Origin of the sequence: Jeongeupia sp. USM3 (assembly GCF_001808185.1) — a bacterium.
In the GTDB taxonomy this organism is placed as follows: Bacteria; Pseudomonadota; Gammaproteobacteria; order Burkholderiales; family Chitinibacteraceae; genus Jeongeupia.
Genome location: NZ_CP017668.1, coordinates 111,060 through 138,003, shown reverse-complemented (window position 1 = coordinate 138,003; position 26,944 = coordinate 111,060). Strand labels below are relative to the sequence as shown.

The following is a 26,944-nucleotide window of genomic DNA, read 5'->3' as shown; positions in this document are numbered from 1 at the left end:
GACAACGGTGCAAGCACTGTCCAGTCATGCTGCGACAGACCGGTGGGGCGCAGCAAGGGTGCTTTCCCTTACATTGTCGGTTTTGGCTGCGACGCTCAGCGTATCCGGCGGGCGGCCACCATCAGCGCCTTCATTTCGCGCACGGCCTCCTTCAGGCCGACGAAGACCGCGTGGCCGATGATCGCGTGGCCGATATTGAGCTCGCGGATCTGCGGGATGGCCGCGACGGCCTGGACGTTGTGGTAATGCAGGCCATGGCCTGCGTTGACGATCAGCCCCAGCGAGTCGGCGTACTCGGCCGCCTCGCGCACGCGTGCCAGTTCGGCGTCGCGTTCCGCCGGCGAGTGGGCATCGGCGTAACGGCCGGTGTGAATCTCGATCACCGGCGCGCCCAGGTCGTACGCAAGCTTGATCTGCTCGAGGTCGGGGTCGATGAAGATCGACACCCGCATGCCGGCATCGGTGAGCGTACGGGTATAGTCGCCGGTCTGCGTGGCAAAGCGCCTGACGTCGAGCCCGCCCTCGGTGGTGACCTCCTCGCGCCGCTCGGGAACAAGACAGATGTCCTGCGGCGCAATCGCCAGCGCGTGCTCGAGCATTTCCTGCGTCAGCGCCATTTCCAGATTCATCTTGGTCTGGATCACGCTGCGGATCAGCCTGACGTCGTCGTCGCGGATATGGCGCCGGTCTTCGCGCATGTGCAGCGTGATCAGGTCGGCACCGGCCTGCTCGCACAGTTGCGCCGCAAGCACCGGGCTCGGGTAGACCGTGCCACGCGCGTTGCGCAGCGTCGCGACGTGATCGATGTTCACGCCCAGCTGGATATCGACTGCCATCTTCGTTCCCGTTCACGCCGGCCGGACCGGCAAAAGACGCAAAGTGTAGCGGCTACGACGCCGCCAGCGCTATAGCGTCTGCAGATCGATCAGCAGCTGCCGCGTATGCAGCGGCGTATCGGCGAGCAAGGGCGCGAACGCCAGCCGCATCAGCGGCTTGGCCTGTGCGAGCATGCGCTCGTCGTCGAAACGCCCGGCCGCAATCGCCAGCAGCGCCTCGGCGTCGTAGCGCGCCTGATCTCCACCGGCCGGCACGATGCCGAGCCCGGGATCGAAACCGTAACGCCGCCCCGGCTGCAGCGGCGTGCCGTCGGCCAGCCGGTCGAGCGTCGGCGCATAGCCGAGCGCGCGCAGCAGCGTCAGTTCGAAACCGCGCAGCACCGGTTCGACCGCCGTGCGTTCGCTGCCGGCGCGGCCGAGCTGCCGGATTGCGTCGAAGTAGGCCCCGAACAAGGCCGGATATGCATCCTCGCGCGGCAGCAGCTTCATCAGTAGTTCGTTCAGGTAGAAGCCGCACAGCAGCGGCAGGCCGGTGAGCTGTGGTAGCCCCCCCTGCCATTCGGCCGCATGCAGTGTCTTGACCTCGCCGGCGCCGAACCATGCCAGCAGCAAGGGCTGGAACGCCAGCAGGCTGCCGCGCAGCTGCGAACCCGGGCGCTGCACGCCGCGGGCGACGATCATCGTCCGGCCGTGGTCGCGGCTGAAAACGTCGAGCAGCCGGCTGGTTTCGCGGTACGCGTACTGGTGCAGGATGAAGGCCGGCTGGGCATCGACGCGCGGGACGTCGCCGGCCGCCTTGCGTCGCGGCTTGCGGGGAGGTTTTTCAGCCATTGAAGTAGCAGTCATCGCAAACCAGCCTCAATGGGCCAGTGAGCCAAAGCAGTTTGGCCCCGCCCGGCGCGCGGGAACCGGAATGTACTCGCAGTACATGAGGACGCCCCGAAGGCAGCCCCCTTGCGGGGGTCGGAGACCGGACCGGGCCAAGATGCGCAGGCGCAACGGCCCGATGAGCGCTGGTTTTATTCGAAGCCGTACTGGCGCAGCAGCCGGGTATCGTCGGCCCAGCCGCTCTTGACCTTGACCCAGACCTCCAGATACACCTTGCCATCGAAGAGCTTTTCCATGTCCTGACGCGCCTCGGTGCCGATGCGCTTGAGCCGCTCGCCGTTCTTGCCGATCAGCATCGCCTTCTGGCTGTCGCGGTCGACGAGTACCGCCGCGTAGATCCGCTTGAGCGTGCGGCCGTCCTTCATTTCTTCTTCGTCGAACTTTTCGATCTCGACGGTCACCGCATACGGCAGTTCATCGCCCATCATCCGGAAAATCTTCTCGCGGATGATTTCGGCGGCAAGGAAGCGCTCGCTGCGGTCGGTGACCTGGTCTTCCTCGTACATCGGCACCGAATGCGGCAGCAAGGGCTCGACCGCCTGCAGCAGCACGTCGAGCTTGAGTTTCCTCTGCGCCGAAATCGGCACGATCGCGGCAAACGGGTGCTTTTGCGCTACCGATTCGATGAAGGGCAGCAGCGCCGCCTTGTCCTCGATCTCGTCGACCTTGTTGACGACCAGCAGTACCTGGTGATCCTTCGGCAGCAGTTTCAACACGTCCTCGTCCTGCTGGGTGAAGCGGCCCGCCTCGACGACGAACAGGATGGCGTCGACATCGGCCAGCGTCGTCGTCACGCTGCGGTTCATCGCCTGGTTCAGTGCATTGCGGTAGCGGGTCTGGAAACCGGGGGTATCGACGAAGACGAACTGCGCGGTTTCGCTGGTCAGCACGCCGGTGATCCGGTGGCGCGTCGTTTGGGCCTTGCGCGAGGTGATGCTCACCTTCATGCCGATCAAGTGGTTCATCAGCGTCGACTTGCCGACATTCGGCCGGCCGATGATCGCGACAAAGCCGCAACGGTAATCTTCGGCCGCCGATTCTTCCGGCAGCATCAGTTCTTCAGTCATGGGGTTCTCCGTGCAGGGCTGTACACCCTGCCAGCTTAGAGGCGCTTGCCGGGGTGACGTTCCCGGAGCAGCGCCAGCGCCGCGGATGCGGCCTGTTGTTCGGCATTGCGGCGGCTCGGCCCTTCGGCACGGGTTTCGACCTGCAGGCCGCGAACGAGGCAGACGACTTCGAACAGCTGGTTCGGCGATTCGCCTTCCTGCCGGGCCAGCACGTATTCGGGCAGCGGCTGACGGCGTGCCTGCAGCCATTCCTGCAGGCCGGTCTTCGGATCCTTGAGCGCTTGCGCCGGGTCGATACGGGCAATGCGCGACGCAAACAGCGCGGTGATCACCCGCTCGGCCTCGGCAAAGCCGCCGTCGAACCAGATCGCACCGAAGACCGCTTCGAGTGCATCGGCGAGGATGGACGGCCGGCGATGGCCGCCGCTCTTGAGCTCCCCTTCGCCGAGCGAGAGGTAGTCGCCCAGCTGCATCTCGCCGGCCACGTCGGCCAGCGCCTCCTGGCGCACTAGGCTCGCACGCAGCCGCGAGAGCTCGCCTTCGGTCAGTTGCGGAAACGCCAGATACAGCGTGCGGGCGATGACTGCATTGAGGATGCTGTCACCGACGAACTCGAGCCGTTCGTTGTGCGTCGATGAGTAGCTGCGGTGCGTCAGCGCCTGCTTGAGCAGCTGCGGCGCCTGAAATGAATAGCCGAGCACCTTCATCAGGCGCTCGGCGGGCAATACGACGGACATTGGCGGTTTATTCGGCGCCGGAACCGGCGGCCTCCACGTTGAAATCGAACAATAGGCTGACATTGGCGACGACCGGCACGACCTTCTCGTAGCCGACACCGACCGAGGTCTTGCCGCCGGCCTGGATGATCTGCAGATCCTTGCCCGAGACGGCCTTGATGTCGCTGATGCTGGCGTGCTTGTCGAACGACTCGCGTATCGTCGCCGCCGGCTGGGTGCCCTGCTCCTTGGCCACGCTGGCGACGGCCTTCTTGACGTTGAAGTATTCGACGTAGGCCGGCACGACCTTGAAGAAGACGATCGCGGCGGCGGCGACAAAGCCGGCGACGATGATGAAGCCGAAAAAGGACAAACCGCGTTGCATGCGCACTGGTGAAATCTCCCCGTTCTAGTGGATCAGCCGATCCGGGTGCCGATGCGGTTCAGCTGCTTGAAGTTGAACCACACGAGGAAAGCCTTGCCGACGATGTAGCGGTCCGGCACGAAGCCCCAGTAGCGGCTGTCGGCACTGTGGTCGCGGTTGTCGCCCATCATGAAGAAATAACCGTCGGGCACCTTGCAGCTGAAGCCCTCGTCATCATAACGGCAGTTTTCGCGGAACGGAAAATCGCGCACTTCGGCGAGATTCACTTCCGGCACATCCATCTGCAGCGTGTTGTAGACGTGTTCGCCAAGCTTCTCGGTGGACTGCAGGTTGTCGATCAGATAGGCGCCTTCGGTGTACTGCAGCTGCCCTGCGGACTGCGTCGGCACCGGCTGGCCGTTGACGGTCAGCTTCTTGTTGCGGTACTCGATCGTGTCGCCGGGCGTGCCGATCACGCGCTTGATGTAGTCGATCGACGGCTTTTCCGGATAGTTGAACACCATCACGTCACCGGGTTGCGGCTTGCCGACCGGGATGACCACGTTGTTCAGGATCGGCATCCGGATCCCGTAGGCGAACTTGTTGACGAGGATGAAATCGCCGACGACCAGGCCCGGGCGCATCGAACTCGACGGAATCTGGTACGGCTCGACCAGGAAGGAGCGCAGCAGGAAGACCGCAAGGATGACCGGAAAGAAGCCGCGCGCGTATTCGACCCAGTCCGAAGGCCGGGCCTCGCCGCGCTTCTTGGCCAGCACCAGCTTGTCGATCACCCAGACGACGCCGGTCACCAGCACGAAGATCAGCAGCGCCGCGGCGATCGAGAACAGTTGCACCAGCAGGATGAAGGCGCCGACGATGACGCTGAGGAAACCGTACTGAACCAGTTGCGGCGGTTCGTTGTTCTTGCGCTCGTGCTTGGCACCGAGTCCGATCAGCACCGGACCGAGAATAAGCAGAATGACGCCGATCACATACCAGTTCATGCGGTTTCCCTTGTTGCGTTGTTATTTGTCGCTGACCTGCAGGATGGCAAGGAAGGCCTCCTGCGGGATCTCGACGTTGCCGACCTGTTTCATGCGCTTCTTGCCCGCCTTCTGCTTTTCGAGCAGCTTCTTCTTGCGGGTGATGTCGCCGCCGTAGCACTTGGCCAGCACGTCCTTGCGCATGGCCTTGACGTTCTCGCGGGCAATGATGGTACCGCCGATCGCCGCCTGCACCGCCACGTCGTACATCTGGCGCGGGATCAGCTCGCGCATCTTGCTGACGAGTTCGCGGCCGCGATAGACGCTGGTGCTGCGGTGGACGATCAGGCTCAGCGCATCGACCTTGTCGCCGTTGACGAGCACGTCGAGCTTGACCAGATCGGCGGCCTGGAATTCCTTGAACTCGTAGTCGAGCGACGCATAACCGCGCGACACCGACTTGAGCTTGTCGAAGAAGTCCATCACCACTTCGGCCATCGGCATGTCGTAGGTCAGCATCACCTGCCGGCCCATGTACTGCATGTTGCGCTGCGCGCCACGCTTCTGGTTGCACAGCGTCATCACCGCGCCGACGTAGTCCTGCGGCACGAGGATGGTCGCGGTGATGATCGGTTCGCGGATTTCCTCGAACTTGGTCTGCTCGGGCAGCTTGGACGGGTTTTCGATGTGCGTGACGGTGCCGTCCTTGAGCACCAGCTCGTACACCACGGTCGGCGCCGTGGTGATGAGGTCCATGTCGAACTCGCGCTCAAGCCGCTCCTGGACGATTTCCAGATGCAGAAGGCCGAGGAAGCCGCAGCGGAAGCCGAAGCCGAGCGCCTGCGACACTTCGGGCTCGAACGCCAGCGCGGCGTCGTTGAGCTTGAGCTTGGTCAGCGAGTCCCGCAGCGACTCGTAGTCGTGGCTTTCGACCGGATACAGGCCGGCGAACACCTGCGACTTGACATCCTTGAAGCCCGGCAGTGCCTCGGTCGCCGGGTTCTTCACCGTGGTGATCGTGTCGCCGACCTTGGCCGACGCCAGTTCCTTGATGCCGGCGATGATGAAACCGACCTCGCCGGCGCGCAGCACGTCGCGCTGCACCGATTTCGGCGTGAACACGCCGACCTGCTCGCACAGGTGCTGCGCCTTGGTCGCCATGAACTGCAGCTTTTCCTTCGGCCGCACCTCGCCGTCGACGACGCGGACCAGCATCACCACGCCGACGTAGTTGTCGAACCACGAGTCGACGATCAGCGCCTTCAGCGGTGCATTGACGTCGCCCTTCGGCGGCGGAATCCTGGTGATGACCTCTTCGAGAATGTCCTCGATACCGATGCCCGACTTGGCCGACGCGCGCACCGCGTCGGCGGCTTCGATACCGATGATGTCCTCGATTTCCTGCGCCACGCGCTCGGGCTCGGCGGCCGGCAGGTCGATCTTGTTCAGCACCGGCCGCACTTCGACGCCCAGTTCGATCGCGGTGTAGCAGTTCGCCACCGTCTGCGCCTCGACGCCTTGCGAGGCGTCGACGACCAGCAGCGCGCCTTCGCACGCCGACAGCGAGCGGCTGACTTCGTAGCTGAAGTCAACGTGCCCGGGGGTGTCGATCAGGTTCAGGTTGTAGACCTTGCCGTCGCGGGCCTTGTACTGCAGCGCCGCGGTCTGCGCCTTGATGGTGATGCCGCGCTCTTTCTCGATGTCCATCGAGTCGAGCACCTGCTCACTCATCTCGCGCATTTCGAGACCGCCGCAGAACTGGATGAAACGGTCGGCCAGCGTCGATTTGCCGTGATCGATGTGGGCAATGATGGAGAAGTTGCGGATGTGATCCATAGATCCTGTTTTACGAAAAAAGGGCACGCCGTGCGTGCCCTGTATCAGCCAATCGCGTGATTTTACCGGATTTTCGCCAGCCAATCATCCAGCGCCTGCAGATCGAGATGGTAATGACAGATTTCGCCGCCATCCGCATCCGCAAGCACCGGAACCAGCTCGCCGTACAAGGCTTCGAGCGCGTCGTTGTCGTCGATATCGACCCACTCGACGGCAAAGCCGTGCCGCGCGGCCAGCGGCTGCAGCTGGTCGCGCATCGTCAGGCACAGGCCGCAGTATTCACGGCCATAGAGCTTGAGCGCCGGATTCACTTGGCCGGCGCCGCCATCGAGATGAAGATGGCCGCACCATCGCGCACCACGCGCAGCGCAACCGCCTCGCCCGGCTTGACCGCGGCCAGCAACTGGCGCAGCTGCTGCATGCTGGCAAGATCGGTACCGCCGACGCCGATGATCACATCACCGCGCATCAGGCCGGCCTTGGCCGCCGGCCCGGTCACCGACTGGATCGCCAGACCGTACTTGACGCCGAGCGCCTTCAGTTGCTGCGGCGCCAGCTCGCGCAGCGTCAGGCCGAAGCGCTGGCTGTCCTCCTGCAGCGCCGAACCACCCTTGTACTCGCGCGCCTTGTTCGGGCCTTCGACGCTGTCGAGCAGACCGATCGTCACCGGCAGCTCGCGGGCAGCGCGGTCGCGCCAGACGCCGAGCTTGACCGTCGTACCGGGCTTGGTGTCGGTCACAAAGCGCGGCAGGTCGCCGGTGTTGTTGATCGGCTGGCCGTTGTACTTGAGCACGACGTCACCGGGCTTGAGGCCCGCCTTGGCAGCCGGACCGTCCTTGTCGACGCCGGATACCAGCGCGCCATTGGTGTTCGGCAGGCCGAAGGTCTTGGCCAGATCGTCGGTCAGATCCTGCACCGAGACGCCGATACGGCCGCGCGTCACCTTGCCGGTTGCCTTGAGCTCGCCGGCGACCTTCATCGCCACGTCGATCGGGATCGAGAACGACAGCCCCATATAGCCGCCCGAGCGGCTGTAGATCTGCGAGTTGATGCCGACGACCTGGCCCTGCATGTTGAACAGCGGCCCGCCCGAGTTACCCGGGTTGATCGCGACGTCGGTCTGGATGAACGGCACGAAAGTCTCGTCCGGCAGGTTGCGGCCCTTGGCCGAGACGATGCCGGCGGTCACACTGTTTTCGAGCCCGAACGGAGCACCGATCGCGACGACCCACTCGCCGACCTTGAGCGCCTCGCTGTCGCCAAGGTCGACCTTGGGCAGCCCGGTCGCTTCGACCTTGAGCAGCGCGACGTCGGTCCGCGCATCCGAGCCGATGACCTTGGCCTTGTATTCGCGTTTGTCGGTCAGCTTGACCTTGATCTCGTCGGCATCGGCAACGACGTGGGCATTGGTCAGCACATAGCCGCTGCTGTCGATGATGAAGCCCGAGCCGAGCGAGCGCACCTCGCGTTCGCGCGGCTGGTTCGGCTGCGGCATCGCACCCGGCGGCACCGGGAAGCCGAAGCGGCGGAACAGGTCGAGCACGTCGTCATCGCCTCCCCCTTGCGGCTGCGCGGCTTCGCGCACCTTGCCGGTCGTCGAGATGTTGACGACGGCCTTGCCTTCCTTTTCGACGAGCTGCGTGAAATCAGGCAGGCCGGACACTGTTGCCGCCTGTGCGGCACCAAAACCGAGCGTGAACAGCCCGGCTGCAAGCCAGCGGGTCACTTTCATGGTCTATCACCCATTGTTATGAGAATGAAGCAAACGCAACGTTGGAACGGGAACATCAATCGGCGGAAGCGCAGCGGCGCGGTGGCGGCACACGGCCGTGACGGGAGACGATGGTCGGCCCCTGGCCGGCCGCAGCGTGACGGGCCAACCGCAACCAGACGAATGCACCGCAAAACCCGATTCCTGCACCGGCAACCTCGGCAAGCGGCGACATCAGTCCCGACGCCCGCCCCAGCACCGCGCCCAGCAAGACTGCAAGCAACGGAAGGCCGTAGGCCCGCAACGCCGACTGCAGCAACGTGCGTTCTGCGACGGCCACTTTGACATACTCCCCTTCCATTGCGCCAAGGGGATTATTAACGCGGTACTGCTGCTGCGCCTGGCCGAACATGCGGCTGATCGCGACCGAACGGCAGCCCGTTTCCGGATCGCAGTTGCCGCAGGGCGCATGCGGCCGGATCGCCACCCACGCATCGGAACCATCGCACCGGACAACCTGGGCTTCTGTCGAGATCATGTCAGGCGGTTATTTGTCGGTCGCGCGCGGTGTGAAGGCCTGGCTGAACGCCTGCACCGTCTCGGCCGGCACCTCGCCAAGTGCGGTGACCATATAGTTACCGACCTGGCGGCAGTACAGGCTGACACCGTTCTGCTGCGTCAAACCCTGCGGCATGCGCGGATCGACCGGCTCGATGAACACCGATACCGTCACCAGCCCGTCGCCGTAAAGGTAATGCAGCACCGGCTTGTTCTTGCCGGGCAGGTTGCGCTTGAGCTGGCGGAACAGCTTGAAACCGGGCGGCCGCTCGTGGATTTCCCACTGCGGATCGACGACCGGCGCCTGCGGCACCTGCTCGAGCACGATCGGCCGGACCGGGTGCACCGGCTTGAGCAGCCGCTTGTCGAGCGAGCCGCCGATATTGATCTGCGAGAACGCGAAGATCTCGGTGACCTCGCGGCGCGGGCCGTACATCACCGTCTTGAGCATCAGGCCGCTGCTGCTGTCGATCCAGTAGCGGTGCGGAAAGCGGAAGCGGTCGCGCGGCTCGAAATCGTAGATGTCGGCATCGAGCCCGGCGACGCGCTCGCGGCCGAGCTTGCGGATCTGGTAATTGCCGAGCAGCTCGTCGGCCTGGTCCGGAAACTGGCGCGGGAACATCTTCGATGTGTGGCGCCGGTCGAGCGTCACGGGCCGGGAATCCGGCGTGAACACGCTGATCTGGTCGCCGTGGCGCAGGTACTCGAGCTGAGGGCCGTCGAGCGATTCGCGCCGCTCGACGTCGGACCCGCCACCGCCCTGGTGGAAGACCCGGTAGCTCTGCATGAAATTGTGCCGCTGCTGGATGTAGATGCCCTGGAATGTCAGGGTCTTGGGCGCCTCGGTGACGCGATTGACAAGCTGGCTGGCCTGCGCGGCATCAAGCAGCTCTCCCGGGGGAGCGGCCAGCGCCGAAAGCGAGTATCCAACGAACAGCAGGCTGCCGGCGAAGAGCCACCCCTTCAGTTTCATCATTGACGTGATTGCGGGACTTGATAGGAAATGGAAACCATGTCTTGGCCGGCGAACGGGCTACCGGCATCTTCGCGATGCGCGACGAGGTAATCGTGGATGCGCGCGGCATCGACATTGACGTTGACGGTGTCGTTGCTGGCGACCCGCTCGATCGCCGCCGGCGCGGCCTGGCCGGGCATGCCCATGCCGCTGTAGGCCTGCCAGCTAGCGACGCCGACAAAGGCGATCGACGCGGCGGCCGAAAACGGCACCAGCGCACGCTTGAACAGCGATCGCTTGCGCTTGAACGCCTGCGGCGCAATCACCACCGGCTCGGTGGCGAGGCGGGCGGAAAACTTCGTCATGAAATCGGGCGACAGGATCGGATGGTCGTGCATCGCGTCGCTGATCAGCTGCCAGTCGTGCAGATCCCGCTTCAGCTCGCCGTCACCGGCCAGCTCGGCCAGGACCGGCGTGCAGGCTGCAGTATCCAGTTCGCCGTCGATGAGCGCTGATAAATGCTCTTTCATGTCGATAAACCCTCTTTGCGCATTATGAGTGCCCTACCAGCGGCGATCCTTGCCGACGGTGGCCAGCAAGGGGCGCAGCTTGGTGGCGATCGCCTCGCGCGCCCGGAAAATCCGCGAGCGTACGGTGCCGATCGGGCAGTTCATCACGCTGGAGATTTCCTCGTACGACAGGCCTTCCATCTCGCGCAGCGTGATGGCGGTCCGCAACTCCTCGGGGAGCGCATCGACCGCCTCGTTCACCGTAGTGACAATCTGACGATTCGATAGTTCAGACTCCGGTGTATGAAAGTCCGGTATTTGTGCCGCCGCGTCGAGGGTCTCGCCCTCGTCGTCCTCGTAGTCCATCGCCAGCTGCGGGCGCCGGCCCATCGACGCAAGGTAGTTCTTCGCAGTATTGATCGCAATCCGGTAAAGCCAAGTGTAAAACGCCGATTCGCCCCGGAAGGACGGCAGCGCCCGATATGCCTTGATGAACGCTTCCTGCGCCACGTCCTCGATTTCGGCCGGATCGCGGATCAGGCGCGACAGGAGACGGGCGATGCGGCGCTGGTACTTGATCACCAGCAGCTCGAACGCCCGCTTGTCGCCGGCTTGCGCCCGGGCGACGAGTTCCGAGTCGAGTTCCCGTTCCGTCCGTTGTTCCAATGCGTACTCCGTGTTCGGCCTGCGCGCTGTTTGCATGCGCAGTTGAATCGGCCAGATGGGGACGATTCCGTCGATTTCAAGCCACGAGGTGTCAGCGCGGCCGGATTGTGCCCGGCGCGCACCCGCCGCGCAAGCTGCAGCGGCGATGGGCTCTGAGGTAACATTTACCGTCAATCCTGACTTTACGGCGTAAGTGACGATGCGGCAATTCGACGTACTGATTATCGGCAGCGGGCTCGGCGGCATGACCATCGCGCTGCATCTGGCGGACAAGCTCAAGGTCGGCCTCGTCACCAAGCGCGCGCTGCGCGACGGCGGCAGCGGCTGGGCCCAAGGCGGCATCGCCGCGGTGCTCGACGATCAGGACAGCATCGAGCTGCACATCAAGGACACGCTGGTCGCAGGCGCCGGGCTGTGCGATCCGGAATCGACCCGCTTCATCGTCGAACACTCGAAGGAAGCGATCGACTGGCTGATCACGATGGGCGTGCCGTTCACCCGCGACGAATCGGGCGAAACCAACTACCACGGCTACCACCTGACCCGCGAGGGCGGCCACAGCCACCGCCGGATCATCCACGCCGCCGACGCGACCGGCGCCGCAGTGATCGACACGCTGGCGACCAAGGTCGCCGCGCATCCGAACATTGCCGTGCTCGAAAACCATATCGCGCTCGACCTGATCACCGACGCCAAGCTCGGCAACGGCGGCAAGCGCTGCCACGGCGCCTACATCTACGACATCGCCGCCGACCGCGTCGAAACCGTGCTGGCGCAGCATACGGTGCTGGCGACCGGCGGCGCCGGCAAGGTCTACCTGTACACGACCAACCCCGACGTCGCGACCGGCGACGGCATCGCGATGGGCTGGCGCGCCGGCTGCAAGGTCGCGAACATGGAGTTCATCCAGTTCCACCCGACCTGCCTGTATCACCCGCACGCCAAGTCCTTCCTGATCACCGAGGCGGTGCGCGGCGAAGGCGGCATCCTGCGGCTGCCCGACGGCACGCGCTTCATGCCCGACCACGACGAGCGCGCCGAACTGGCGCCGCGCGACGTCGTGGCCAGGGCCATCGACTTCGAGATGAAGAAAGGCGGCTACGACTGCGTGTATCTGGACATCAGCTACAAGCCGTCGAAGTTCGTCAAAGAGCACTTTCCGAACATCTACCAGCGCTGCCTCGAGCTCGGCATCGACATCACCAAGCAGCCGATTCCGGTCGTGCCGGCCGCGCACTACACCTGCGGCGGGCTGGTCGTCGACCACGCCGGCCGCACCGAGGTCGACGGCCTCTATGGCGTCGGCGAGGTCAGCTACACCGGCCTGCACGGCGCGAACCGGCTGGCGAGCAACTCGCTGCTCGAATGCATGGTGATCGGCAAGGCCGCGGCCGAGGACATCCTCGCCGCCAGGCCGCATCCGCAGCCGCAGATTCCCGAGTGGGACGAAAGCCGTGTGACCGACCCGGACGAGGAAGTCGTGATCGCCCACAACTGGGACGAGCTGCGCCGCTTCATGTGGGACTACGTCGGCATCGTCCGCACCAACAAGCGGCTCGAACGCGCCCAGCACCGGATCGAGCTGCTGCAGCACGAAATCGACGACTACTACAGCAACTTCCGCGTCTCCAACGACCTGATCGAGCTGCGCAACCTCGTCACCACGGCCGAACTGATCGTGCGCTCGGCACTGGCACGCAAGGAAAGCCGCGGCCTGCATTACAGCCGCGACTATCCGGGCATCCTGACCGAATCCAAGCCGACGGTGCTGGCGCCCTAAGAACCTGTTTACGACCTTTTCACGGCCGCGCCGAGCCGGAAAAAGCGCAGGCACACGGCGTGCGGCGCGGGCAGTAACCGGTTATTGGCAAGGAGCACAACATAATGAATGCGATTTTTCCGGCCCGGCCCTCCGGGTTTCCGGCATTGCCGGCGGATGGCCGCGTTGCAAACCGCTTGCGGTACGCGTACCGCGACGCGGTCCGCGCCTTGCCCTCCCCCCGGCACTGCCCGGAACGCGGCCGTAACAAGGTCGTGAACAGGTTCTCATGCTGACGACGCTGGCGATCGCCAACTACCGCTCGCTGCGGCAGCTGGTGCTGCCGCTGGCGCGGCTGAACGTGATCACCGGTGCCAACGGCAGCGGCAAATCGAACCTGTACCGCGCGTTGCGGCTACTGGCCGAAACGGCGCAGGGCCGGGTGATCCCGTCGCTGGCGCGCGAGGGCGGGCTGCCGTCGACGCTGTGGGCCGGGCCCGAGTCGATCTCGCGGGCGATGCGCCGCGGCGACGCGCCGGTACAGGGCACGGTGCGCAACGAACCGGTCCACCTCAGGCTCGGCTTCGCCGGCGACGATTTCGGCTACGCGATCGACATCGGCATGCCAGAACCGGTGCCGAACTCGCTATTCGGCCTCGACCCCGAGATCAAGCGCGAATGCCTGTGGGCCGGCCCGGTACTGCGACCCGCCGCCCTGCTCGCCGACCGGCAGGGGCCGCTCGTCAAGGTGCGCGATGCCCGCGACTGGCGGGTGCTGACCCGCAACATCGCCGGTTTCGACAGCATGATGCTGCAGTGCGCCGACCCGCTGCTCGCGCCCGAGGTGCTGCGGCTGCGCGAACTGATGCGCTCGTGGCGCTTCTACGATCACTTCCGCACCGACGCCGATGCCCCGGCGCGGCAGACGCAGGTCGGCACGCGCACGCCGGTACTGAACCACGACGGCAGCGATCTGGCCGCGGCACTGCAGACGATCATCGAGATCGGCGACGACGATGCGCTCGAAGCGGCGATCGACGATGCGTTTCCGGGTTCGGTCATCGAAATCGTTGCCGAACGCGGACGCTTCGGCGTCGGCATGCGCCAGCACGGCCTGCTGCGGCCGCTGTCGAGCGCGGAGCTCTCGGACGGCACGCTGCGCTACCTGCTGCTCGTCGCCGCCCTGCTCACGCCGCGCCCGCCGGCGCTGCTGGTGCTGAACGAACCGGAAACCAGCCTGCACCCGGACCTGCTGCCGGCGCTGGCACGGCTGATCCGGCGTGCGGCGCAGGACACGCAAGTCATCGTCGTCTCGCATGCCGCGCGGCTGATCGCGGCACTGGAGCGCCACGGCGACTGCAACGCGCTGATGCTGGAAAAGGACTTCGGCGAAACGCGGATTGCGGGACTGGGCGAGCTGGAAAGGCCGCCCTGGCAGTGGGCGACGCGGTAAGCGCGGGCTGACACAACGCCGCCGGCTGCGTCGTACTCCTCTGCCGTACTGCCTGTACCGTTGCGACCGCAGGAAGTCCGTGCGGGACGTGTTCGTACGCCCTGCCAGCACCGTTGCACCGGTTTTTGCCAGCCGCTCCTGGCCCGAACACCGTTGCCGGATCGCGGCGGACACAGGGAACCGGCCGCACGGGCCGGTTCCTGTCCCGACGAGATACCCGCTACCAGCGGAAAGTGGTCTGCTTGCCGCCCTTGGTGCCGACCTGCAGCGGACGGGTCTGCGTCCTGCCTTCGTTGCTGGCGCTCACGCTGTAGCGGCCGGTCGGCAGGCTGGCGTAGAAGTACGGGCCGTCGGACTCGGCGTCGAGTACCGTTTCGCCCCGGGCGTTCTTGACTGCCACCTGCGTTCCGCTCAGATAGTGGCCGCCACGGTCGACGAACAGCAGATGCAGGTTATAGCTTTTCTGCATCGACTTGAGCGCCGCCATTTCCTCATCGCCGATGCCGCCGCTCACATAGGACACATTGCCCTGCGTTTGCACCGGCAAGGGCTCGGCCCAGGCCGGCCCGGCAAGCACTGCGGTCAACAGGCCAATGGCGAAAGTGCTTTGGACTCGGGTCATACGAACCTCCTTGTCGCCTTGAAGCGACTTGGCGCGGGGGCTTGCTGCCGCCCCTACATCAGGTAGGAGGCCCGCGCTTGCGAAAGGTTGCAGATCCATGCCGGAAATGGCGGCCTGGCTGGAAGGACGGTGTCAGCCGTCGTGCCGGCTCAGGCCGGGCAGCCCGGATCGACGATGCTGAACGCCCGGCCGATCGTTGCCGGATCGGCCAGGCAGCCGAGCACCACGGCTGCGACATCGGCGCGGCGGACGAAGCCGTGCGCTTCCTCGTTCTCGATCCGCAGTGCGCCGCCCAGCGCCGCACCGTCGCGCAGGCCGCCGGGGCGGATGATGGTGTGGTCGAGCCCGCTGGTGCGCAGCCAGGCCTCGGCCAGCGTCTTTTCGCGCACCGCGCCGCCAAAGCCCTTGCGTGACCGCTCGGACAGGTGCGGCCAGGTTTCGCTGCCACCGAGCGAGGTGACCAGCACCAGCCGCCTGAGCCCGGCGCGCTCGGCGGCGTCGATCACGTTGCGGTTGCCGAGATAATCGACCGGCACGCCGGGGCCGAAGCTGCCCAGCGTCGTCACCACATCGGTACCGGCGTCCAGGCCGGCCATGGCGGCATCGACCGCCGCGGCGTCGAGCGCATCGCCGCGAACGATGTCGGCACCGATGGCTTCAAGCGCTGCCGCATCGCTGCCGTCGCGCAGCATCGCGCGCACCGGCCGCCCCTGCGCCCTCGCCTGTTTCGCGACTTCCAGCCCGACGCCACGACTGGCGCCGAATACGATCAATCCCCGCACGACCCTTCTCCCTGGCAACCGCCGCAGCAGGTTTTTGCCGCGGCCAAAGCGCGGAAGCGTACCAGTTGTTCGGCGTCCAGGCTCTTGTCCTTGTTGCGGCGGACGAAGACCTTGTACATCGCCCCGCCATCCGGGTTGAAGAAGATCACGCTCGCCGTCGCGAGCCCCATGAACGGGCGCTCGACCAGCGCGATCGTCGTGCAGCGGTCGGCGCGGATGTGGCCGCTGAGCGAACCGCCGCCGCGCAGGTTGAAGAAGCCGTGCGCCGAGCGGCCGACCGGCACGCGGCCGTGGAACTCGAGGATGGCGTCTGCGCTGTGCGTCAGCAGCGTCACGTCGCCCCAGTGGCTGATTTCGGCCATGACGTCGGCGAAGCGGTCGCCGGGCAGCAGCGTGCGCATCGCGCCGGGGCCTGCTTCAGGCATGGCGGTCACGACGTCGAGCAGGCTGACGCCGTATTCACGGGCGAGGTTTTCGAGAATGCCATCGGCATCGGCAGCGAGACGTTCGGCGAGCGAGGTTGCGGGTGCGTTCATTTCGGTTCTCCAGGATTCAGGCGGCGATGGATTCGGCGGCTGCGGCGGTGGCAAGTGACGGGACCAGCTCGTTCAGCGCCGAGTGCAGGTTGTTGGCCCAGAAGCGGCCGCGCGGCGTCAGCCGCAGCACCGGCCCGGCGTCGGCGAGCAGGCCTGCTTCGTGCCAGTTGGCGATCAGCGGCTGCAGTTGCGCCGCCACGATGCCGGCGTCGTCGAGCGGCAGCGTGCGCAGGTCGAGCCGGCCGCGCTCGATGCCGCCGGTGACGGCGTCGCGGGTCCGCTGCCAGGCGTCGCTCGTCGCCATGTTCGACAGCGGCTTGAGCCCGGCGTCGATCTGCGCCTCGTAGCCGGCCAGCTCGCCACCGACGACATAGCTGACGCCGTGTGCGCTGCCACCGGCACCCGATCCGAAGGCAAGGCAGTCGGCGCCGTCCTTGATCAGCTGGTTGTAGAGATTGCGTTCGCGCGTCGTCCGCGCCCAGTGGCTGTTCGACAGCTGCGCCCAACCTGCGTCGGCCAGCCGCGCGACGCCGGCGAGGTACATGCGCTGGCGCTCCTGCGGGCTCGACAGGCTGCGCCGCTGCAGCTCGACCGCCTTGAACAGCGGCGTCGTCGGCAAGAGGTTCAGTGCGTACAGGTCGACGCCGTCGAGCGGCAAGGCGCAGACGGTGTCAAGGTCGCGCCGCCAGACCGCCTCGTCCTGATCGGGCAGGCCGAAGATCAGGTCGCAAACGACGGTGGCGCGATCGCGGCGGGCCAGTCCTTCAAGGAAGGCGGCCGCCTGCTCGCCGCTCGCCTGCCGGCCGAGCCGCTGCCGGACGTGGCTGTCGAAGCTTTGCACGCCGATCGAGAAACGGTTGGCGCCGGCGTCGAGGCAGGCATCAATGCGGGCATCGTCGAAATGGCGGATGCGGCCCTCGACGGTGATCTCCGCATCGGGCGCCAGCGGCAGGTGGTTGCGCAGCGCGGTGATCAAGCGGGCCAGATCGTTCGCGGCCAGCGCCGACGGCGTGCCGCCGCCGAGGTAGACCGCGTGGATCGGCGCGCCCTGCACCAGCCCCGTATCGGCCTCGCGCTCGATCTCGGCGATCAGCCGGTCGGTATAAGGGCGCGATGCCTCCTCCTGCCAGCGGTTCTGGTAGAAGCCGCAGAAAAGACAGTGATTGGCACAGAACGGCACATGCACGTAAGCCAGCCCCTTGCGGCCATGGCGAGGCGTCGCCTGCAACCTTTGCCATGCGGCGGGATGGTCGGCCTCGGTGATCGGGGTTCGGTGGCGCCAAGGCATGACGAGGGCGCGCTTGGCAAACGCCAGTTCGCCCTTTTCGGCGAACCAGGCGCTGAGTTCTGCGGACATGCAGGCTCCTGAGCGGGTTCAAGACATGCCCATCAATCTATTTGATAACAATTCTCGTTACATGATTCGCGCAAAGATGTTTGATCTGGCGCAAATACACGACACCCCGTAAGAAATCTTGTTAATGAGAATAATTCGCGTTAGTATTCTCACCCATGAACAAGCCAGCGCCCCCGACCACACCGTCCATCCCGACCCTGCCGGTCCTCAACAGCAGCCAGTTGCTGCAGGGGCAGCGCGCCGTCGTGATCGAACACAACGGCGAGCGTTACACCCTGCGCGAAACCCGCCAGGGCAAGCTGATTCTGACCAAGTAAGAACAAGGCCCGTTCGTCGCAACGAACGAAGCCGACAACCCACGCATGCCAGCCAGTGGGCGGACCGGTCTCCCCGCCAGCAAGCCAGCCGCGTTCGGTGCAGCCGCACCGCTTTCGACTGCTCATAGGACTTGCAATGAACCGCTCCACCCATCCGCTCGTGCTCAGCCTGCTCGCCTGCGCACTGCAAACGGCCTTTGCCGCCGTCCCGCAACAGGCCACCGCCGGCAAGCCGGCCAAGCAGGACGCCAGCGCCGCCAGCCTGTCGCCGATCGTCGTCACCGCAACCCGTACCGAAAAGACCCTCGACGAGCTGCCGCCGTCGGTCACGACGACCGACCGCAAGACGCTGGACGAGAAGTTCATCCGCGACTTCAAGGACCTCGGCGACCATGAGCAGCCGGGCGTCGACATGTCGCGCAGCGGCCGCTACGGCGGCACCAACATCAACATCCGCGGCCTTGAAGGCAACCGCGTGCTGATGATGGTCGACGGCGTCCGCCTGCCGGAAGTGTTCTCGTTCCCGAACCGCGACACCTTCGTCGGCCAGGACATGGTCGACTTTTCCTCGCTCGCCGCGATCGACATCGTCCGCGGTCCGGGCTCGACGCTGTACGGTTCGTCGGCACTCGCCGGTGTCGTCGGCATGCGCACGCTCGACCCGACCGACCTGATCAAGGCCGGCAAGACCTTCGGCGGCCAGGTCAAGGCCGACTACGACAGCGCCGACAAGAGCTACGGCCTGTCCGGCGCCGTTGCCGGCGAAGTCAACCAGGACACCTACTGGTTGCTGCAGCTCGGCGGCCGCAAGGGCCACGAGCAGGACAACATGGGCAGCAACGACAGCAAGAACAAGAACACCCGCACCACGCCGGACCCGCAGGACTACACGACCAAGAATGCGCTGGCCAAGGTGCAGCACTACTTCGAAGGCGGCCACAAGCTCGGCCTGACCGGCGAATACCGCAAGACCGAAAGCGACACCGACCTGTACAGCGAACTCGGCGTGGTGATGCCGCCGATGCCGACCGCGATCACGTCGAGCAAGGCGCACGACGAGCAGGAACGCAAGCGCGTCTCGCTCGAGTACGACTACACCGCACCGCAGGCCGGCGGCCTGATCGATTCGGCATCGGCCCGGATGTACTACCAGAAGTTCGACAGCGACCAGCGCCGCGACCAGACCCGCAACACCCGCGACCCGGTCTACTGGCGCGACGGCACCTACACCGAAACCGCCCGCGGCGTGTCCGGCCAGGCGGTGAAGAACATCGGCGGCAGCATCACCCAGCAATGGGTGGTCGGCGGCGAATGGTGGCAGACCGATACCAAGGAGTTTGCTGCCGGCTACCCGGCGTCGACGTCGATCAACCTGCGCACGATTCCGGACACCACGGTCACGCAGTGGGCGCTGTTCGCACAGGACGAGATCGGCTTCGACGGCGGCCGCTACACCCTGACGCCAGGGCTGCGCTACGACAACTACCGCAACAATCCGGACGCCGGCTCGCTGCAGGGCCAGATCGGCCAGGGCATCGGCATGACGCCGAAGAGCCAGGAAGACGACAAGATCTCGCCGTCGCTCGCCGGTACGTGGAAGTTCGCCGAGCAGGCCACGCTGTTCGCCAAGTACGCACAGGGCTTCCGCGCGCCGACGACGCTGGAAATCAATGGCCAGTTCACCAACTCGGCGCAGGGCTACACGCTGGTGCCGAATCCGGACCTGAAGCCGGAAACCAGCTCGGGCTACGAGTTCGGCCTGCGTCTGGGCAACGACAACGCCGGCGGCACGATCACCGGCTTCGATACCCGCTACAAGGACTTCATCGACACGCTGCACCCGATCAACAGCAGCTATCCGGGCTGGATTCCGGGCTACCCGATGGTTTACCAGAGCGTGAACATCGACAAGGCACGGATCTACGGCGTCGAAGCGACCGCGCACTACAGCTTCACCAGCGCATGGCGCAGCTGGGGCTCGCTGGCCTGGACCGTCGGCCGCAACGAAACCGACGACACCTGGCTCGATTCGGTTGCCCCGCTCAAGCTGATCGCCGGCCTGTCGTACAAGCAGGAAGTCTGGGGCGCCGACGCGCTGCTGACCGCCGCCGCGGCCAAGACCAAGCTGTCGAGCAGCACGCTGTACTCGGCACCGGGCTACGGCGTCGTCGACCTGACCGCGTGGTGGAAGCCGCTGAAGGACCTGCGCGTTTCGGGTGGCGTGTTCAACGTCTTCGACAAGAAGTACTGGGACGGCGCCGACGCGTCGACCCGCGCGCTGACGTCGAACAGCATCATCGTCGACCGCTACACCCAGCCGGGCCGCAGCTTCCGGGTCAACGCGAACTGGAGCTTCTAAAAACCCGCCCCATTCGGCGGCTGCGCCTGCGCATCTCGCGCTCGTCCGATGCCCGAAATCCACGTGGACCCGCGCGTCCATGCCGGTTTCCGCGCTTCGGGCGAACGTGACCTGCCTTGGCTCGCCCGCCGACTGGAACAGGTTCAAGCCACAGACTCACACAGCCGTCCCGCCCGCGGGTCGGCCTTTGCTTTTGCAGGATGCCGTCCATGCTGATGACATTCGCCTCGTACCACCAAGGAGACCCGAAATGAGCAACTTCAAAGAACTCGCCTACACCCTGCAGACCCGCTATCAGGCGCTGCTGGCCACCGAACCGAAGCTGCGCGCGCGCGACCGCGCCGCCCGCCTTGCGGTATCCGAAGCACAACTGATCGCCGCGGACTGTGGCGTGGCCTCGACCGAGCTCGCCGGCACGGCGCAGGCCATCTTCAAGGAGCTGGGCACGCTGGGCCACGTGATGGCGCTGTCGCGCAACGAATGGTGCGTGCACGAGCGCAAGGGCACGTACGAGGACATCCAGGCCGAAGGCGCGATCGGCCTCGTGCTCGGCGCCGACATCGACCTGCGGATGTTCTTCAGTTCGTGGACCTACTTCTACGCGGTGACCGACGGCGACCGCCGCAGCATCCAGTTCTTCGACGCCGAAGGCGTGGCCGTCCACAAGGTCTTCCTGCTCGAGAACAGCAACAACGACGCCTACGACGCGCTGGTCACCAAGTTCGCCGTCAGCGACAAGACCTGGCCGGAAACCAGGCCGTACGCGCCGGACGCCACCCCGGATGCGCCGGAAGACGCCGCCGCGCTGCGCGACACCTGGCTCGGCCTCAAGGACACCCACGCCTTCTTCCCGATGCTGCGCAAACACAAGGTGAGCCGTCTCGGCGCGCTGCGCTCGGTCGGCAACGATCTGGCCCAGCAGGTCGACAACGACGCGGTCGAAACCATGCTGCAACGCGCCGCCGACACCGGCCTGGCGATCATGTGCTTCGTCGGCAACCGCGGCATGGTGCAGATCCACAGCGGCCCGGTGAAGAAACTCGTGCGCACCGGCCCCTGGTACAACGTGCTCGACCCGCTCTTCAACCTGCACCTGAACACCGAATCGGTCACGACCAGCTGGGTCGTCAACAAGCCGACCAGCGACGGCTGGGTCACCTCGCTCGAGCTGTACAACGACGCCGGCGAGCTGATCGTCCAGTTCTTCGGCGTGCGCAAGCCGGGCGTGCCGGAACTGGTTGAATGGCGCGAGCTGCTGATCGACCTGTGCAACGAACCGCTCGCCGCCTGAGGTTGACATGAAACAGCGCCTTGCCCTCCTCCTCGCCGCCGTACTGGCGTTCCTCTCGCTGTCGGCGCAGGCAGCGCCGCAGCGCGTCGTCGCCCTCGGCGGCCCGCTGACCGAGATCGTCTACGCGCTCGGCGCCGGCAAGCTGCTGGTCGGCGTCGACCAGTCGAGCACGTATCCGGAGGCGGCCAAGGCGCTGCCCAAGGTCGGCTATTACCGCGCCTTCTCGCTCGAAGGCGTCGTCGCGCTCAAGCCCGATCTGGTGCTCGCATCGGACCAGGCCGGCCCGCCGCAGGCGATCGAGCAGCTGCGCCGCCTCGGCCTGCGCGTGATCACGCTGCCGAGCGCGCCGACGCTCGCAGCGCTCGAGCAGCGCATGCACGGCGTTGCCGCAGCGCTGGGCCTGCGCAACGACGGCCGCGCGATGGTCGCCGAGCTGCGCACTCAGGTCGATGCGCTCGCAGCCAGGCAGGTCGGCCCGACCCGCGCGCTGCTGCTGATCAACCGCAGCGGCAACCCGGAAGGCGCCGGCACCGACACCAGCGCCGACGCGATGCTCAAGCTCGCCGGCTATCGCAACGTGCTGGCGAAGCAGAAGGGCTACAAGCCGCTGTCGCTCGAAGGCATCGCGGCGCTCAAGCCCGATCTGATCATCACCTCGACCGCGTCGATCGCCGCATCGGGCGGGCTCGACGCGCTGCTGGCCCGCCCCGGCATCGCCACGACCCCGGCCGCACAAAACCGCCGCGTGATCGTGATGGACGACCTGCTGCTGCTCGGCTACGGCCCGCGGCTGCCGCAGGCGCTGCGCGAGCTGAAGGCCGCGCCGGCAGTCGCCAGCCGCTAACGACCCGTTCCGTTCGGCTGCGGCACCTGCATGCGGTGCCGGACGGAACAGGCTCCGAGCCCCGCGCAATCCCGCAATTCCCCGGTGTAACATGAACTCCGTGACTTCCACCCTTTCCTCCCCGCTGCCGGCAGCGTCGAAAACCTCGCGCTGGCGCACGCCGGCCGGCGTGCTCGGCCTGCTCGCGGCACTGCTGCTCGCGCTGATGATGCTGTCCGCCAGCAGCGGCGCACTGCACATCCCGCTGACCGCACTGCCCCGCCTGCCGTTCTCGGCCGACGGTCCGGACGAAGCGCTGTGGCGCAGCGTGCTGCTCGACGTGCGCCTGCCGCGCGTGCTGTTCGCCGCGCTGGCCGGCGCCGCGCTGGCGCTGTCGGGCGCGGCGATGCAGGCACTGTTCCGCAACCCGCTGGCCGAACCGGGGCTGATCGGCATTTCCGCCGGCGGCGCCCTCGGCGCGGTCGGCGCCATTGTGCTTGGTGGCGGTTCGTTCCTGATATTGGCGCCGTCGGCCTTCATCGGCAGTCTGATCGCCACCGTCGCCGCCTACCACCTCGGCCGCCGCTATCCGGGCATGGCCGGGCTGCTGCTCGCAGGCGTGGCGATCAACGCGATCTGCGGCGCCTTGGTCGGCCTGTTCACCTATCTGGCCGACGACACGCAGCTCAGAAGTCTGACGTTCTGGAACATGGGCAGCCTGGCCGGTGCCAGCTGGCCGCTGCTGGCCGGCCTTGCGCCGTGGACCATCGCCGTCGGCGCACTGATTGCCCGCGACTGGCGCGCGATGAACGCGCTGCTGCTCGGCGAGCGCGAAGCGTTGCATCTGGGTTTCCCGCTCAAGGCCGTGCGCCGCCGGCTGATCCTGCTGACGGCGCTGCTGGTCGGCCCGCTGGTGGCCGCGACCGGTGCGATCGGCTTCGTCGGCCTCGTCGTGCCGCATCTGGTGCGGCTGGCGCTCGGCGCCGACCACCGCTGGCTGCTGCCGACCTCGGTCGTTGCCGGCGCGATCGCACTGACCCTGGCCGACTGGCTGGCACGCATCGCCGTGATCCCGGCCGAACTGCCGATCGGCATCGTCACCAGCCTGGTCGGCGGCCCCTTCTTCCTGTGGCTGCTCGCGCAGCGGAGGCACTGATGCTGCTCGCCGAACAGCTGTTTATCGAACGTGGCGGCAAGGTCGTGCTTGACGACGTGTCGCTGTCACTCGCCGCCGGCGAAGTCGTCGGCGTGCTCGGTGCCAACGGCGCCGGCAAGTCGACGCTGCTGGCGATGCTCGCCGGCGAGCTGGCGCCGCAGCGCGGCACGGTGTCGGTCGACGGTACACCGCTGGCCAAACTCGACAACGCCCACCTTGCCCGCCAGCGCGCGGTGCTGCCGCAATCGCCGTCGCTGTCGTTCAACCTTGGCGTCTGCGAAGTCGTTGCGATGGGCGCCTACCCGTTTCCCGAGTTGTCGACAGCCGAAGTCGAGCAGCTGATGATCCGCGCGCTGGCGCTGGCCGACGTCTCGCACCTGGCCGGCCGCCGCTACCCTCAGCTCTCGGGCGGCGAGGCGCAGCGCGTGCAGTTTGCCCGCGTACTGGTGCAGACGCTCGCGGCGCGGCAAAGCCACGGCGGACGCTTCCTGTTGCTCGACGAGCCGACCGCCAGCCTCGACCCGAAGCACCAGCAGGCGCTGCTCGCCTGCGCGCGGCAACTGGCGCGCGACGAGCGGATCGGCGTGCTGGTGATCCTGCACGACGTGAACCTCGCCGCCGCATGGTGCGACCGGCTGGCACTGCTGGCGCAGGGGAAACTGGTCGGCTGCGGCGATCCGGCCAGCGTGCTGACGCCGGCGACGCTGGCTGCCGTCTACGGCGTCGCCGCCGAGGTGATTCCGCACCCGCGCGATGTAAACCGGCCGCTGGTCTTGTTCAACTAGTCGGGCCGAACAGGCTGTGGGTGTCGAGGATTTCGTACGCAATCGCCGGCTTGTCGCTCAGGCAGCGGCGTACCGCGGCCGGGATCGCCTGCTGCGTCTTGCGGCACAGCCCCGGATGCGGATCGAAGGCGATATCGAAACCGAGCACCGTGCGCACCTCGTTCGGCCCCGGCGCAATCCGCAGCACCACGCCCAGCTGCGCCTGCATCCGCGCGCAGACCTTTTGCAGGTCAGCGTAGTCGCAGGCCCGCTCGATGCGCTCGACCAGCCGGCGCTCCTCGTCGCGGGTCAGCATCAGGATGCGGCAGTCGGCGAACGGATCGTCCTCGAGCGCATCGCGCCCGCAGACGCAGGCGCCCGGCGGGCAGGGAGTGCGGATGGCGGCAGGCATGGCCGTCGGGATGTCCGGTTGTAGCAACAACCGTCAGTGTTACATAACCCGTGCGATTGCACGCTGCTTGCTGGAGAACATGATGAACGGACGCATTACCGCCACCGTCCCGGTGCTCGCCTCGCTGGACATCGCCGAATCGGCGGCGTACTACCAGACGCTCGGCTTCACCATCAACCTGCACCTGCCCGACTACCTGATCGTCGTGCGCGACGGCTGCGAGCTGCACTTCTGGCCCTGCGACGAAAAACACATCGCCGAGAACACCTCCTGCTACGTGCGCAGCGACGACGTCGACGCATTGCACGCCGAGTTTGTCGCCCGCGGCGTGCGCCACCGCGGGCCGGTCGTCCAGCCGTGGGGGATGAAGGAAATGTACATCCTCGACCCGCACGGCAACCTGCTCAAGTTCGGCGAGATCGTCGCGTCCCTTCAGCAGTAACGCCGGTTCAGCTCCGCGCCGGACAGCGCCGGGCTGAACAGGAAGCCCTGCATCTGATGGCAACCGCTCTCGAGCAGGCAGCCGAGCTCGTCCTCGGTTTCCACACCCTCGGCGACGATCTCGGCGCCCAGCGACGTGGCCAGCCGGACCAGGCCGGCCAGCATCATGGCCGCGCGGGGGTGCCGGTCGATGCCCCGGACCAGCGAGCGGTCCAGTTTGACCACGTCGCACTCCAGCTCGCGCAGCAGTTGCAGCGACGCGTTCTCCATGCCGAAATCGTCGATCGCCACCGAGTATCCGGCTTTACGGATCGCCTGAATCTGCATCAGCGCCGCCGCCTTGTCCCGGATCGGCGACTGCTCGGACAATTCGACCTGCAGGCATTCCGGCACCAGGCCGAACGCGGCAACGGTCTGGTTCAGCTCTGACAGCAGGCTGCCATCCTCGACGCTGGGCCACTCGACATTGATCGCCACCTGCAAATTGCGGCCTGCCCGCCGCCACGCGAGTACCTGCGTGCAAGACTGGGCCAGCACGGTGCTGGTCAGTTGCGGCAGCAGGCCATGCCGCTTGATCGCATCGATGAAGCGATCCGGCCCCACTAGCCCCAGGCGCGGATGCTGCCAGCGCACCAGGGCTTCGACGCCGCTCAGGCTGGCTTCACGCAGATCAAGTTTGGGCTGGAAGTGCGCGACCAGCTCGCCACGCTCAAGCGCGGTGACCAGTTCGTCACGACCGAAACCCTCGTCCGGCCTGTCTACCACAACGGTTGACGAGCGCTTCCACCGGTCGTTGCAAACACGTTCGAACGGACACAGTCTGGACTTCGGCTTGCGCCGGCACAGCCCCCCCAGGTCGGCCGCATTGTTGCCAACGATGCCGGCATGCCCGGCTCCGGCATAGTGGGCCGCGACCCGGTTGCTCATTAAAGAAAGATTCATTGTCCGTTTACGGAAAGCCCGGCCGGGCGGCGTCGCCACCGGCACGTTTTTCCCAACCCCGATCCACTCGATGCAGGGCATCGTCGTCGATTGCCGATGACGAGGACATCGGACGATCCCTAAAGACGCATCGGACAATCCTTAAATTGACGGGTCGCAGCCGGGCACCATCGGCACGCTGGCCCGGCGGTCACTGCCGGTTCAGGATGCCGTGATGCAGCGCGTACTCGTACAGCTCGCGCGGATTGGCGATGCCGAGCTTCTGTTGCGCACTGATCTTCTGGTGGCTGATGGTCTTGACGCTTCGGTGCAGCAAGGCCGCGATCTCCGAGACCGTGAGCCCGCTGACACACAGACGCAGCACTTCCAGCTCCCTGGCACTCAGGATGTCGGCAGGCGAATCTCCGGTCGACAACCGCGCCGCCTGCAGCAGTTGCCAGACACCTTCGCCGACGTACCGCCCCCCCGCCGCGACCGCCTGCACCGCCGAGCGGATTTCACCGTCCCCACCGGTTTTCAGCAGCAGCCCGTGGACACCGCTGTTCAGAATGCCTTCGAGCAGCGGCGGGTTGCTCATCATCGTCAGGATGACGAGCTTCAGCGCCGGATGGTGCGCCTGCAGCCAGGCGATCAGCGATAACCCGTCGCCAAGCGCACCGCCCGGCATGTAGAAATCACAGATCAGCAGCTCCGGCCGTTCGCGCTCGATCAGCCCGGCCAGCACACTCGAATTACCGACCACGCTGCAGACCTCGACCCCGGTCATGTCAGCCAGCGCCTGGCATACCCCATGGACGATCAGCGGATGATCGTCGATCACGGCCACCTTGAAGTTCAT

29 protein-coding genes are annotated in these 26,944 nt (G+C 66.1%); 9 read left to right on the top strand and 20 right to left on the bottom strand.

The genetic code is table 11. From position 1 onward, the window contains the following. Positions 1–95: 95 nt before the first annotated feature. The 13 genes from pdxJ to rpoE form a co-directional block, all read right to left on the bottom strand. The gene (gene pdxJ / locus BJP62_RS00640; protein WP_205700995.1) at positions 96–824 is read right to left on the bottom strand and encodes a pyridoxine 5'-phosphate synthase; all 729 of its coding nucleotides are present in this window, start codon (positions 822–824) and stop codon (positions 96–98) included. A gap of 81 nt (positions 825–905) precedes the next feature. Then, positions 906–1,667: a DNA repair protein RecO gene (gene recO / locus BJP62_RS00635; protein ID WP_070525503.1), complete on the bottom strand. Its 762-nt coding sequence runs from the start codon at positions 1,665–1,667 to the stop codon at positions 906–908. Positions 1,668–1,855: 188 nt separating this feature from the next. After that, the gene (gene era / locus BJP62_RS00630) at positions 1,856–2,791 is read right to left on the bottom strand and encodes a GTPase Era (RefSeq protein WP_070525501.1); all 936 of its coding nucleotides are present in this window, start codon (positions 2,789–2,791) and stop codon (positions 1,856–1,858) included. A gap of 35 nt (positions 2,792–2,826) precedes the next feature. Continuing rightward, positions 2,827–3,528 carry a ribonuclease III gene (rnc, locus tag BJP62_RS00625; RefSeq protein WP_070525498.1) on the bottom strand — a complete coding sequence of 234 codons (702 nt, stop codon included), beginning with the start codon at positions 3,526–3,528 and terminating at the stop codon, positions 2,827–2,829. A 7-nt stretch (positions 3,529–3,535) separates the two neighbouring features. Then, the gene (locus tag BJP62_RS00620; protein ID WP_083300614.1) at positions 3,536–3,892 is read right to left on the bottom strand and encodes a DUF4845 domain-containing protein; all 357 of its coding nucleotides are present in this window, start codon (positions 3,890–3,892) and stop codon (positions 3,536–3,538) included. 32 nt (positions 3,893–3,924) lie between these two features. Then, entirely contained in the window at positions 3,925–4,878 is a 954-nt protein-coding gene (lepB, locus tag BJP62_RS00615) for a signal peptidase I (RefSeq protein WP_070525494.1), read from the bottom strand. Positions 4,879–4,899: 21 nt separating this feature from the next. After that, complete coding sequence (gene lepA / locus BJP62_RS00610) at positions 4,900–6,693, bottom strand: translation elongation factor 4 (RefSeq protein WP_070525492.1); 1,794 nt, start codon at positions 6,691–6,693, stop codon at positions 4,900–4,902. 62 nt (positions 6,694–6,755) lie between these two features. Next, on the bottom strand, positions 6,756–7,004 hold the full coding sequence (locus BJP62_RS00605; RefSeq protein ID WP_083300613.1) for a glutaredoxin family protein: 249 nt from the start codon (positions 7,002–7,004) through the stop codon (positions 6,756–6,758). Beyond that, the gene (locus tag BJP62_RS00600) at positions 7,001–8,425 is read right to left on the bottom strand and encodes a DegQ family serine endoprotease (protein WP_070525490.1); all 1,425 of its coding nucleotides are present in this window, start codon (positions 8,423–8,425) and stop codon (positions 7,001–7,003) included. Before BJP62_RS00600 ends, BJP62_RS00605 begins: the two co-directional genes overlap by 4 nt. A 55-nt stretch (positions 8,426–8,480) precedes the next feature. After that, the gene (locus tag BJP62_RS00595; protein WP_083300612.1) at positions 8,481–8,942 is read right to left on the bottom strand and encodes a SoxR reducing system RseC family protein; all 462 of its coding nucleotides are present in this window, start codon (positions 8,940–8,942) and stop codon (positions 8,481–8,483) included. A gap of 9 nt (positions 8,943–8,951) precedes the next feature. Beyond that, entirely contained in the window at positions 8,952–9,938 is a 987-nt protein-coding gene (locus BJP62_RS00590; protein WP_070525486.1) for a MucB/RseB C-terminal domain-containing protein, read from the bottom strand. Beyond that, positions 9,935–10,447 carry a sigma-E factor negative regulatory protein gene (locus BJP62_RS00585; RefSeq protein ID WP_070525484.1) on the bottom strand — a complete coding sequence of 171 codons (513 nt, stop codon included), beginning with the start codon at positions 10,445–10,447 and terminating at the stop codon, positions 9,935–9,937. Before BJP62_RS00585 ends, BJP62_RS00590 begins: the two co-directional genes overlap by 4 nt. 33 nt (positions 10,448–10,480) lie before the next feature. After that, positions 10,481–11,128 (bottom strand): RNA polymerase sigma factor RpoE, encoded by a 648-nt coding sequence (rpoE, locus tag BJP62_RS00580; protein ID WP_070525482.1) that lies wholly within the window; start codon positions 11,126–11,128, stop codon positions 10,481–10,483. Positions 11,129–11,291: 163 nt separating this feature from the next. Here rpoE and nadB point away from each other — a divergent pair, with 163 nt between their 5' ends. Together nadB and BJP62_RS00570 are read left to right on the top strand one after the other, a co-directional pair. Beyond that, positions 11,292–12,872 carry an L-aspartate oxidase gene (nadB, locus tag BJP62_RS00575; protein ID WP_070525480.1) on the top strand — a complete coding sequence of 527 codons (1,581 nt, stop codon included), beginning with the start codon at positions 11,292–11,294 and terminating at the stop codon, positions 12,870–12,872. Positions 12,873–13,140: 268 nt separating this feature from the next. Next, positions 13,141–14,304 carry an AAA family ATPase gene (locus tag BJP62_RS00570; protein ID WP_070525478.1) on the top strand — a complete coding sequence of 388 codons (1,164 nt, stop codon included), beginning with the start codon at positions 13,141–13,143 and terminating at the stop codon, positions 14,302–14,304. A 220-nt stretch (positions 14,305–14,524) separates the two neighbouring features. Here the strand turns inward: BJP62_RS00570 and BJP62_RS00565 are convergent, their stop codons facing one another. The 4 genes from BJP62_RS00565 to hutW all read right to left on the bottom strand — a co-directional run bounded on the left by BJP62_RS00565 (position 14,525) and on the right by hutW (position 17,601). Beyond that, on the bottom strand, positions 14,525–14,926 hold the full coding sequence (locus BJP62_RS00565) for a hypothetical protein (RefSeq protein ID WP_070525476.1): 402 nt from the start codon (positions 14,924–14,926) through the stop codon (positions 14,525–14,527). A 149-nt stretch (positions 14,927–15,075) separates the two neighbouring features. Then, the gene (locus BJP62_RS00560) at positions 15,076–15,708 is read right to left on the bottom strand and encodes an SDR family oxidoreductase (protein WP_070525474.1); all 633 of its coding nucleotides are present in this window, start codon (positions 15,706–15,708) and stop codon (positions 15,076–15,078) included. Next, positions 15,696–16,244 (bottom strand): heme utilization cystosolic carrier protein HutX, encoded by a 549-nt coding sequence (gene hutX, locus BJP62_RS00555; RefSeq protein WP_070525472.1) that lies wholly within the window; start codon positions 16,242–16,244, stop codon positions 15,696–15,698. Before hutX ends, BJP62_RS00560 begins: the two co-directional genes overlap by 13 nt. A 16-nt stretch (positions 16,245–16,260) precedes the next feature. Further along, positions 16,261–17,601, bottom strand: a complete 1,341-nt coding sequence (gene hutW, locus BJP62_RS00550) for a heme anaerobic degradation radical SAM methyltransferase ChuW/HutW (RefSeq protein ID WP_070525470.1) — start codon at positions 17,599–17,601, stop codon at positions 16,261–16,263. Positions 17,602–17,756: 155 nt separating this feature from the next. Between hutW and hemP the strand changes: the two genes are divergently transcribed. The 6 genes from hemP (at position 17,757) to BJP62_RS00525 (ending at position 24,332) form a co-directional block, all read left to right on the top strand. Then, positions 17,757–17,918 (top strand): hemin uptake protein HemP, encoded by a 162-nt coding sequence (gene hemP / locus BJP62_RS17795; RefSeq protein ID WP_083300611.1) that lies wholly within the window; start codon positions 17,757–17,759, stop codon positions 17,916–17,918. 136 nt (positions 17,919–18,054) lie between these two features. After that, the gene (locus BJP62_RS00545; RefSeq protein WP_070525468.1) at positions 18,055–20,277 is read left to right on the top strand and encodes a TonB-dependent hemoglobin/transferrin/lactoferrin family receptor; all 2,223 of its coding nucleotides are present in this window, start codon (positions 18,055–18,057) and stop codon (positions 20,275–20,277) included. 250 nt (positions 20,278–20,527) lie between these two features. Then, positions 20,528–21,568 (top strand): hemin-degrading factor, encoded by a 1,041-nt coding sequence (locus tag BJP62_RS00540; RefSeq protein WP_070525466.1) that lies wholly within the window; start codon positions 20,528–20,530, stop codon positions 21,566–21,568. A gap of 7 nt (positions 21,569–21,575) precedes the next feature. Then, positions 21,576–22,412 (top strand): hemin ABC transporter substrate-binding protein, encoded by an 837-nt coding sequence (locus BJP62_RS00535; RefSeq protein WP_070525464.1) that lies wholly within the window; start codon positions 21,576–21,578, stop codon positions 22,410–22,412. Positions 22,413–22,503: 91 nt separating this feature from the next. Then, positions 22,504–23,547: an iron ABC transporter permease gene (locus BJP62_RS00530; protein WP_070525462.1), complete on the top strand. Its 1,044-nt coding sequence runs from the start codon at positions 22,504–22,506 to the stop codon at positions 23,545–23,547. Continuing rightward, entirely contained in the window at positions 23,547–24,332 is a 786-nt protein-coding gene (locus BJP62_RS00525) for a heme ABC transporter ATP-binding protein (RefSeq protein ID WP_145927050.1), read from the top strand. The genes BJP62_RS00530 and BJP62_RS00525 overlap by 1 nt, the downstream gene beginning before the upstream one ends. Here the strand turns inward: BJP62_RS00525 and BJP62_RS00520 are convergent. Next, a complete protein-coding gene (locus BJP62_RS00520; protein ID WP_070525460.1) occupies positions 24,325–24,723 on the bottom strand; it encodes a hypothetical protein in 399 nt (132 codons plus the stop codon). The genes BJP62_RS00525 and BJP62_RS00520 overlap by 8 nt on opposite strands. An 82-nt stretch (positions 24,724–24,805) precedes the next feature. Between BJP62_RS00520 and BJP62_RS00515 the strand changes: the two genes are divergently transcribed. Continuing rightward, positions 24,806–25,165: a VOC family protein gene (locus BJP62_RS00515; protein WP_070525458.1), complete on the top strand. Its 360-nt coding sequence runs from the start codon at positions 24,806–24,808 to the stop codon at positions 25,163–25,165. On the opposite strand, the gene BJP62_RS00510 is transcribed toward BJP62_RS00515, so the two are convergent. Then, positions 25,156–26,187 (bottom strand): EAL domain-containing protein, encoded by a 1,032-nt coding sequence (locus BJP62_RS00510; protein WP_083300610.1) that lies wholly within the window; start codon positions 26,185–26,187, stop codon positions 25,156–25,158. The two genes, BJP62_RS00515 and BJP62_RS00510, sit on opposite strands and share 10 nt — an antisense overlap. 109 nt (positions 26,188–26,296) lie before the next feature. After that, complete coding sequence (locus tag BJP62_RS00505) at positions 26,297–26,944, bottom strand: response regulator transcription factor (RefSeq protein WP_070532095.1); 648 nt, start codon at positions 26,942–26,944, stop codon at positions 26,297–26,299.

What these genes read in the sequence shown, in the direction of transcription:
- hemP (WP_083300611.1), top strand. Translation starts at nt 17,757, where the DNA reads ATGAACAAGCCAGCGCCCCCGACCACACCGTCCATCCCGACCCTGCCG.
- BJP62_RS00545 (WP_070525468.1), top strand. Translation starts at nt 18,055, where the DNA reads ATGAACCGCTCCACCCATCCGCTCGTGCTCAGCCTGCTCGCCTGCGCA.
- BJP62_RS00590 (WP_070525486.1), bottom strand. Translation starts at nt 9,938, where the DNA reads ATGATGAAACTGAAGGGGTGGCTCTTCGCCGGCAGCCTGCTGTTCGTT.
- BJP62_RS00525 (WP_145927050.1), top strand. Translation starts at nt 23,547, where the DNA reads ATGCTGCTCGCCGAACAGCTGTTTATCGAACGTGGCGGCAAGGTCGTG.
- BJP62_RS00600 (WP_070525490.1), bottom strand. Translation starts at nt 8,425, where the DNA reads ATGAAAGTGACCCGCTGGCTTGCAGCCGGGCTGTTCACGCTCGGTTTT.
- era (WP_070525501.1), bottom strand. Translation starts at nt 2,791, where the DNA reads ATGACTGAAGAACTGATGCTGCCGGAAGAATCGGCGGCCGAAGATTAC.
- BJP62_RS00520 (WP_070525460.1), bottom strand. Translation starts at nt 24,723, where the DNA reads ATGCCTGCCGCCATCCGCACTCCCTGCCCGCCGGGCGCCTGCGTCTGC.
- BJP62_RS00510 (WP_083300610.1), bottom strand. Translation starts at nt 26,187, where the DNA reads ATGCCCTGCATCGAGTGGATCGGGGTTGGGAAAAACGTGCCGGTGGCG.
- hutW (WP_070525470.1), bottom strand. Translation starts at nt 17,601, where the DNA reads ATGTCCGCAGAACTCAGCGCCTGGTTCGCCGAAAAGGGCGAACTGGCG.
- nadB (WP_070525480.1), top strand. Translation starts at nt 11,292, where the DNA reads ATGCGGCAATTCGACGTACTGATTATCGGCAGCGGGCTCGGCGGCATG.
- lepA (WP_070525492.1), bottom strand. Translation starts at nt 6,693, where the DNA reads ATGGATCACATCCGCAACTTCTCCATCATTGCCCACATCGATCACGGC.
- rpoE (WP_070525482.1), bottom strand. Translation starts at nt 11,128, where the DNA reads ATGCAAACAGCGCGCAGGCCGAACACGGAGTACGCATTGGAACAACGG.
- BJP62_RS00515 (WP_070525458.1), top strand. Translation starts at nt 24,806, where the DNA reads ATGAACGGACGCATTACCGCCACCGTCCCGGTGCTCGCCTCGCTGGAC.
- hutX (WP_070525472.1), bottom strand. Translation starts at nt 16,244, where the DNA reads ATGAACGCACCCGCAACCTCGCTCGCCGAACGTCTCGCTGCCGATGCC.
- BJP62_RS00595 (WP_083300612.1), bottom strand. Translation starts at nt 8,942, where the DNA reads ATGATCTCGACAGAAGCCCAGGTTGTCCGGTGCGATGGTTCCGATGCG.
- BJP62_RS00620 (WP_083300614.1), bottom strand. Translation starts at nt 3,892, where the DNA reads ATGCAACGCGGTTTGTCCTTTTTCGGCTTCATCATCGTCGCCGGCTTT.
- BJP62_RS00505 (WP_070532095.1), bottom strand. Translation starts at nt 26,944, where the DNA reads ATGAACTTCAAGGTGGCCGTGATCGACGATCATCCGCTGATCGTCCAT.
- rnc (WP_070525498.1), bottom strand. Translation starts at nt 3,528, where the DNA reads ATGTCCGTCGTATTGCCCGCCGAGCGCCTGATGAAGGTGCTCGGCTAT.
- BJP62_RS00570 (WP_070525478.1), top strand. Translation starts at nt 13,141, where the DNA reads ATGCTGACGACGCTGGCGATCGCCAACTACCGCTCGCTGCGGCAGCTG.
- BJP62_RS00530 (WP_070525462.1), top strand. Translation starts at nt 22,504, where the DNA reads ATGAACTCCGTGACTTCCACCCTTTCCTCCCCGCTGCCGGCAGCGTCG.
- recO (WP_070525503.1), bottom strand. Translation starts at nt 1,667, where the DNA reads ATGGCTGAAAAACCTCCCCGCAAGCCGCGACGCAAGGCGGCCGGCGAC.
- BJP62_RS00565 (WP_070525476.1), bottom strand. Translation starts at nt 14,926, where the DNA reads ATGACCCGAGTCCAAAGCACTTTCGCCATTGGCCTGTTGACCGCAGTG.
- BJP62_RS00540 (WP_070525466.1), top strand. Translation starts at nt 20,528, where the DNA reads ATGAGCAACTTCAAAGAACTCGCCTACACCCTGCAGACCCGCTATCAG.
- BJP62_RS00535 (WP_070525464.1), top strand. Translation starts at nt 21,576, where the DNA reads ATGAAACAGCGCCTTGCCCTCCTCCTCGCCGCCGTACTGGCGTTCCTC.
- BJP62_RS00585 (WP_070525484.1), bottom strand. Translation starts at nt 10,447, where the DNA reads ATGAAAGAGCATTTATCAGCGCTCATCGACGGCGAACTGGATACTGCA.
- lepB (WP_070525494.1), bottom strand. Translation starts at nt 4,878, where the DNA reads ATGAACTGGTATGTGATCGGCGTCATTCTGCTTATTCTCGGTCCGGTG.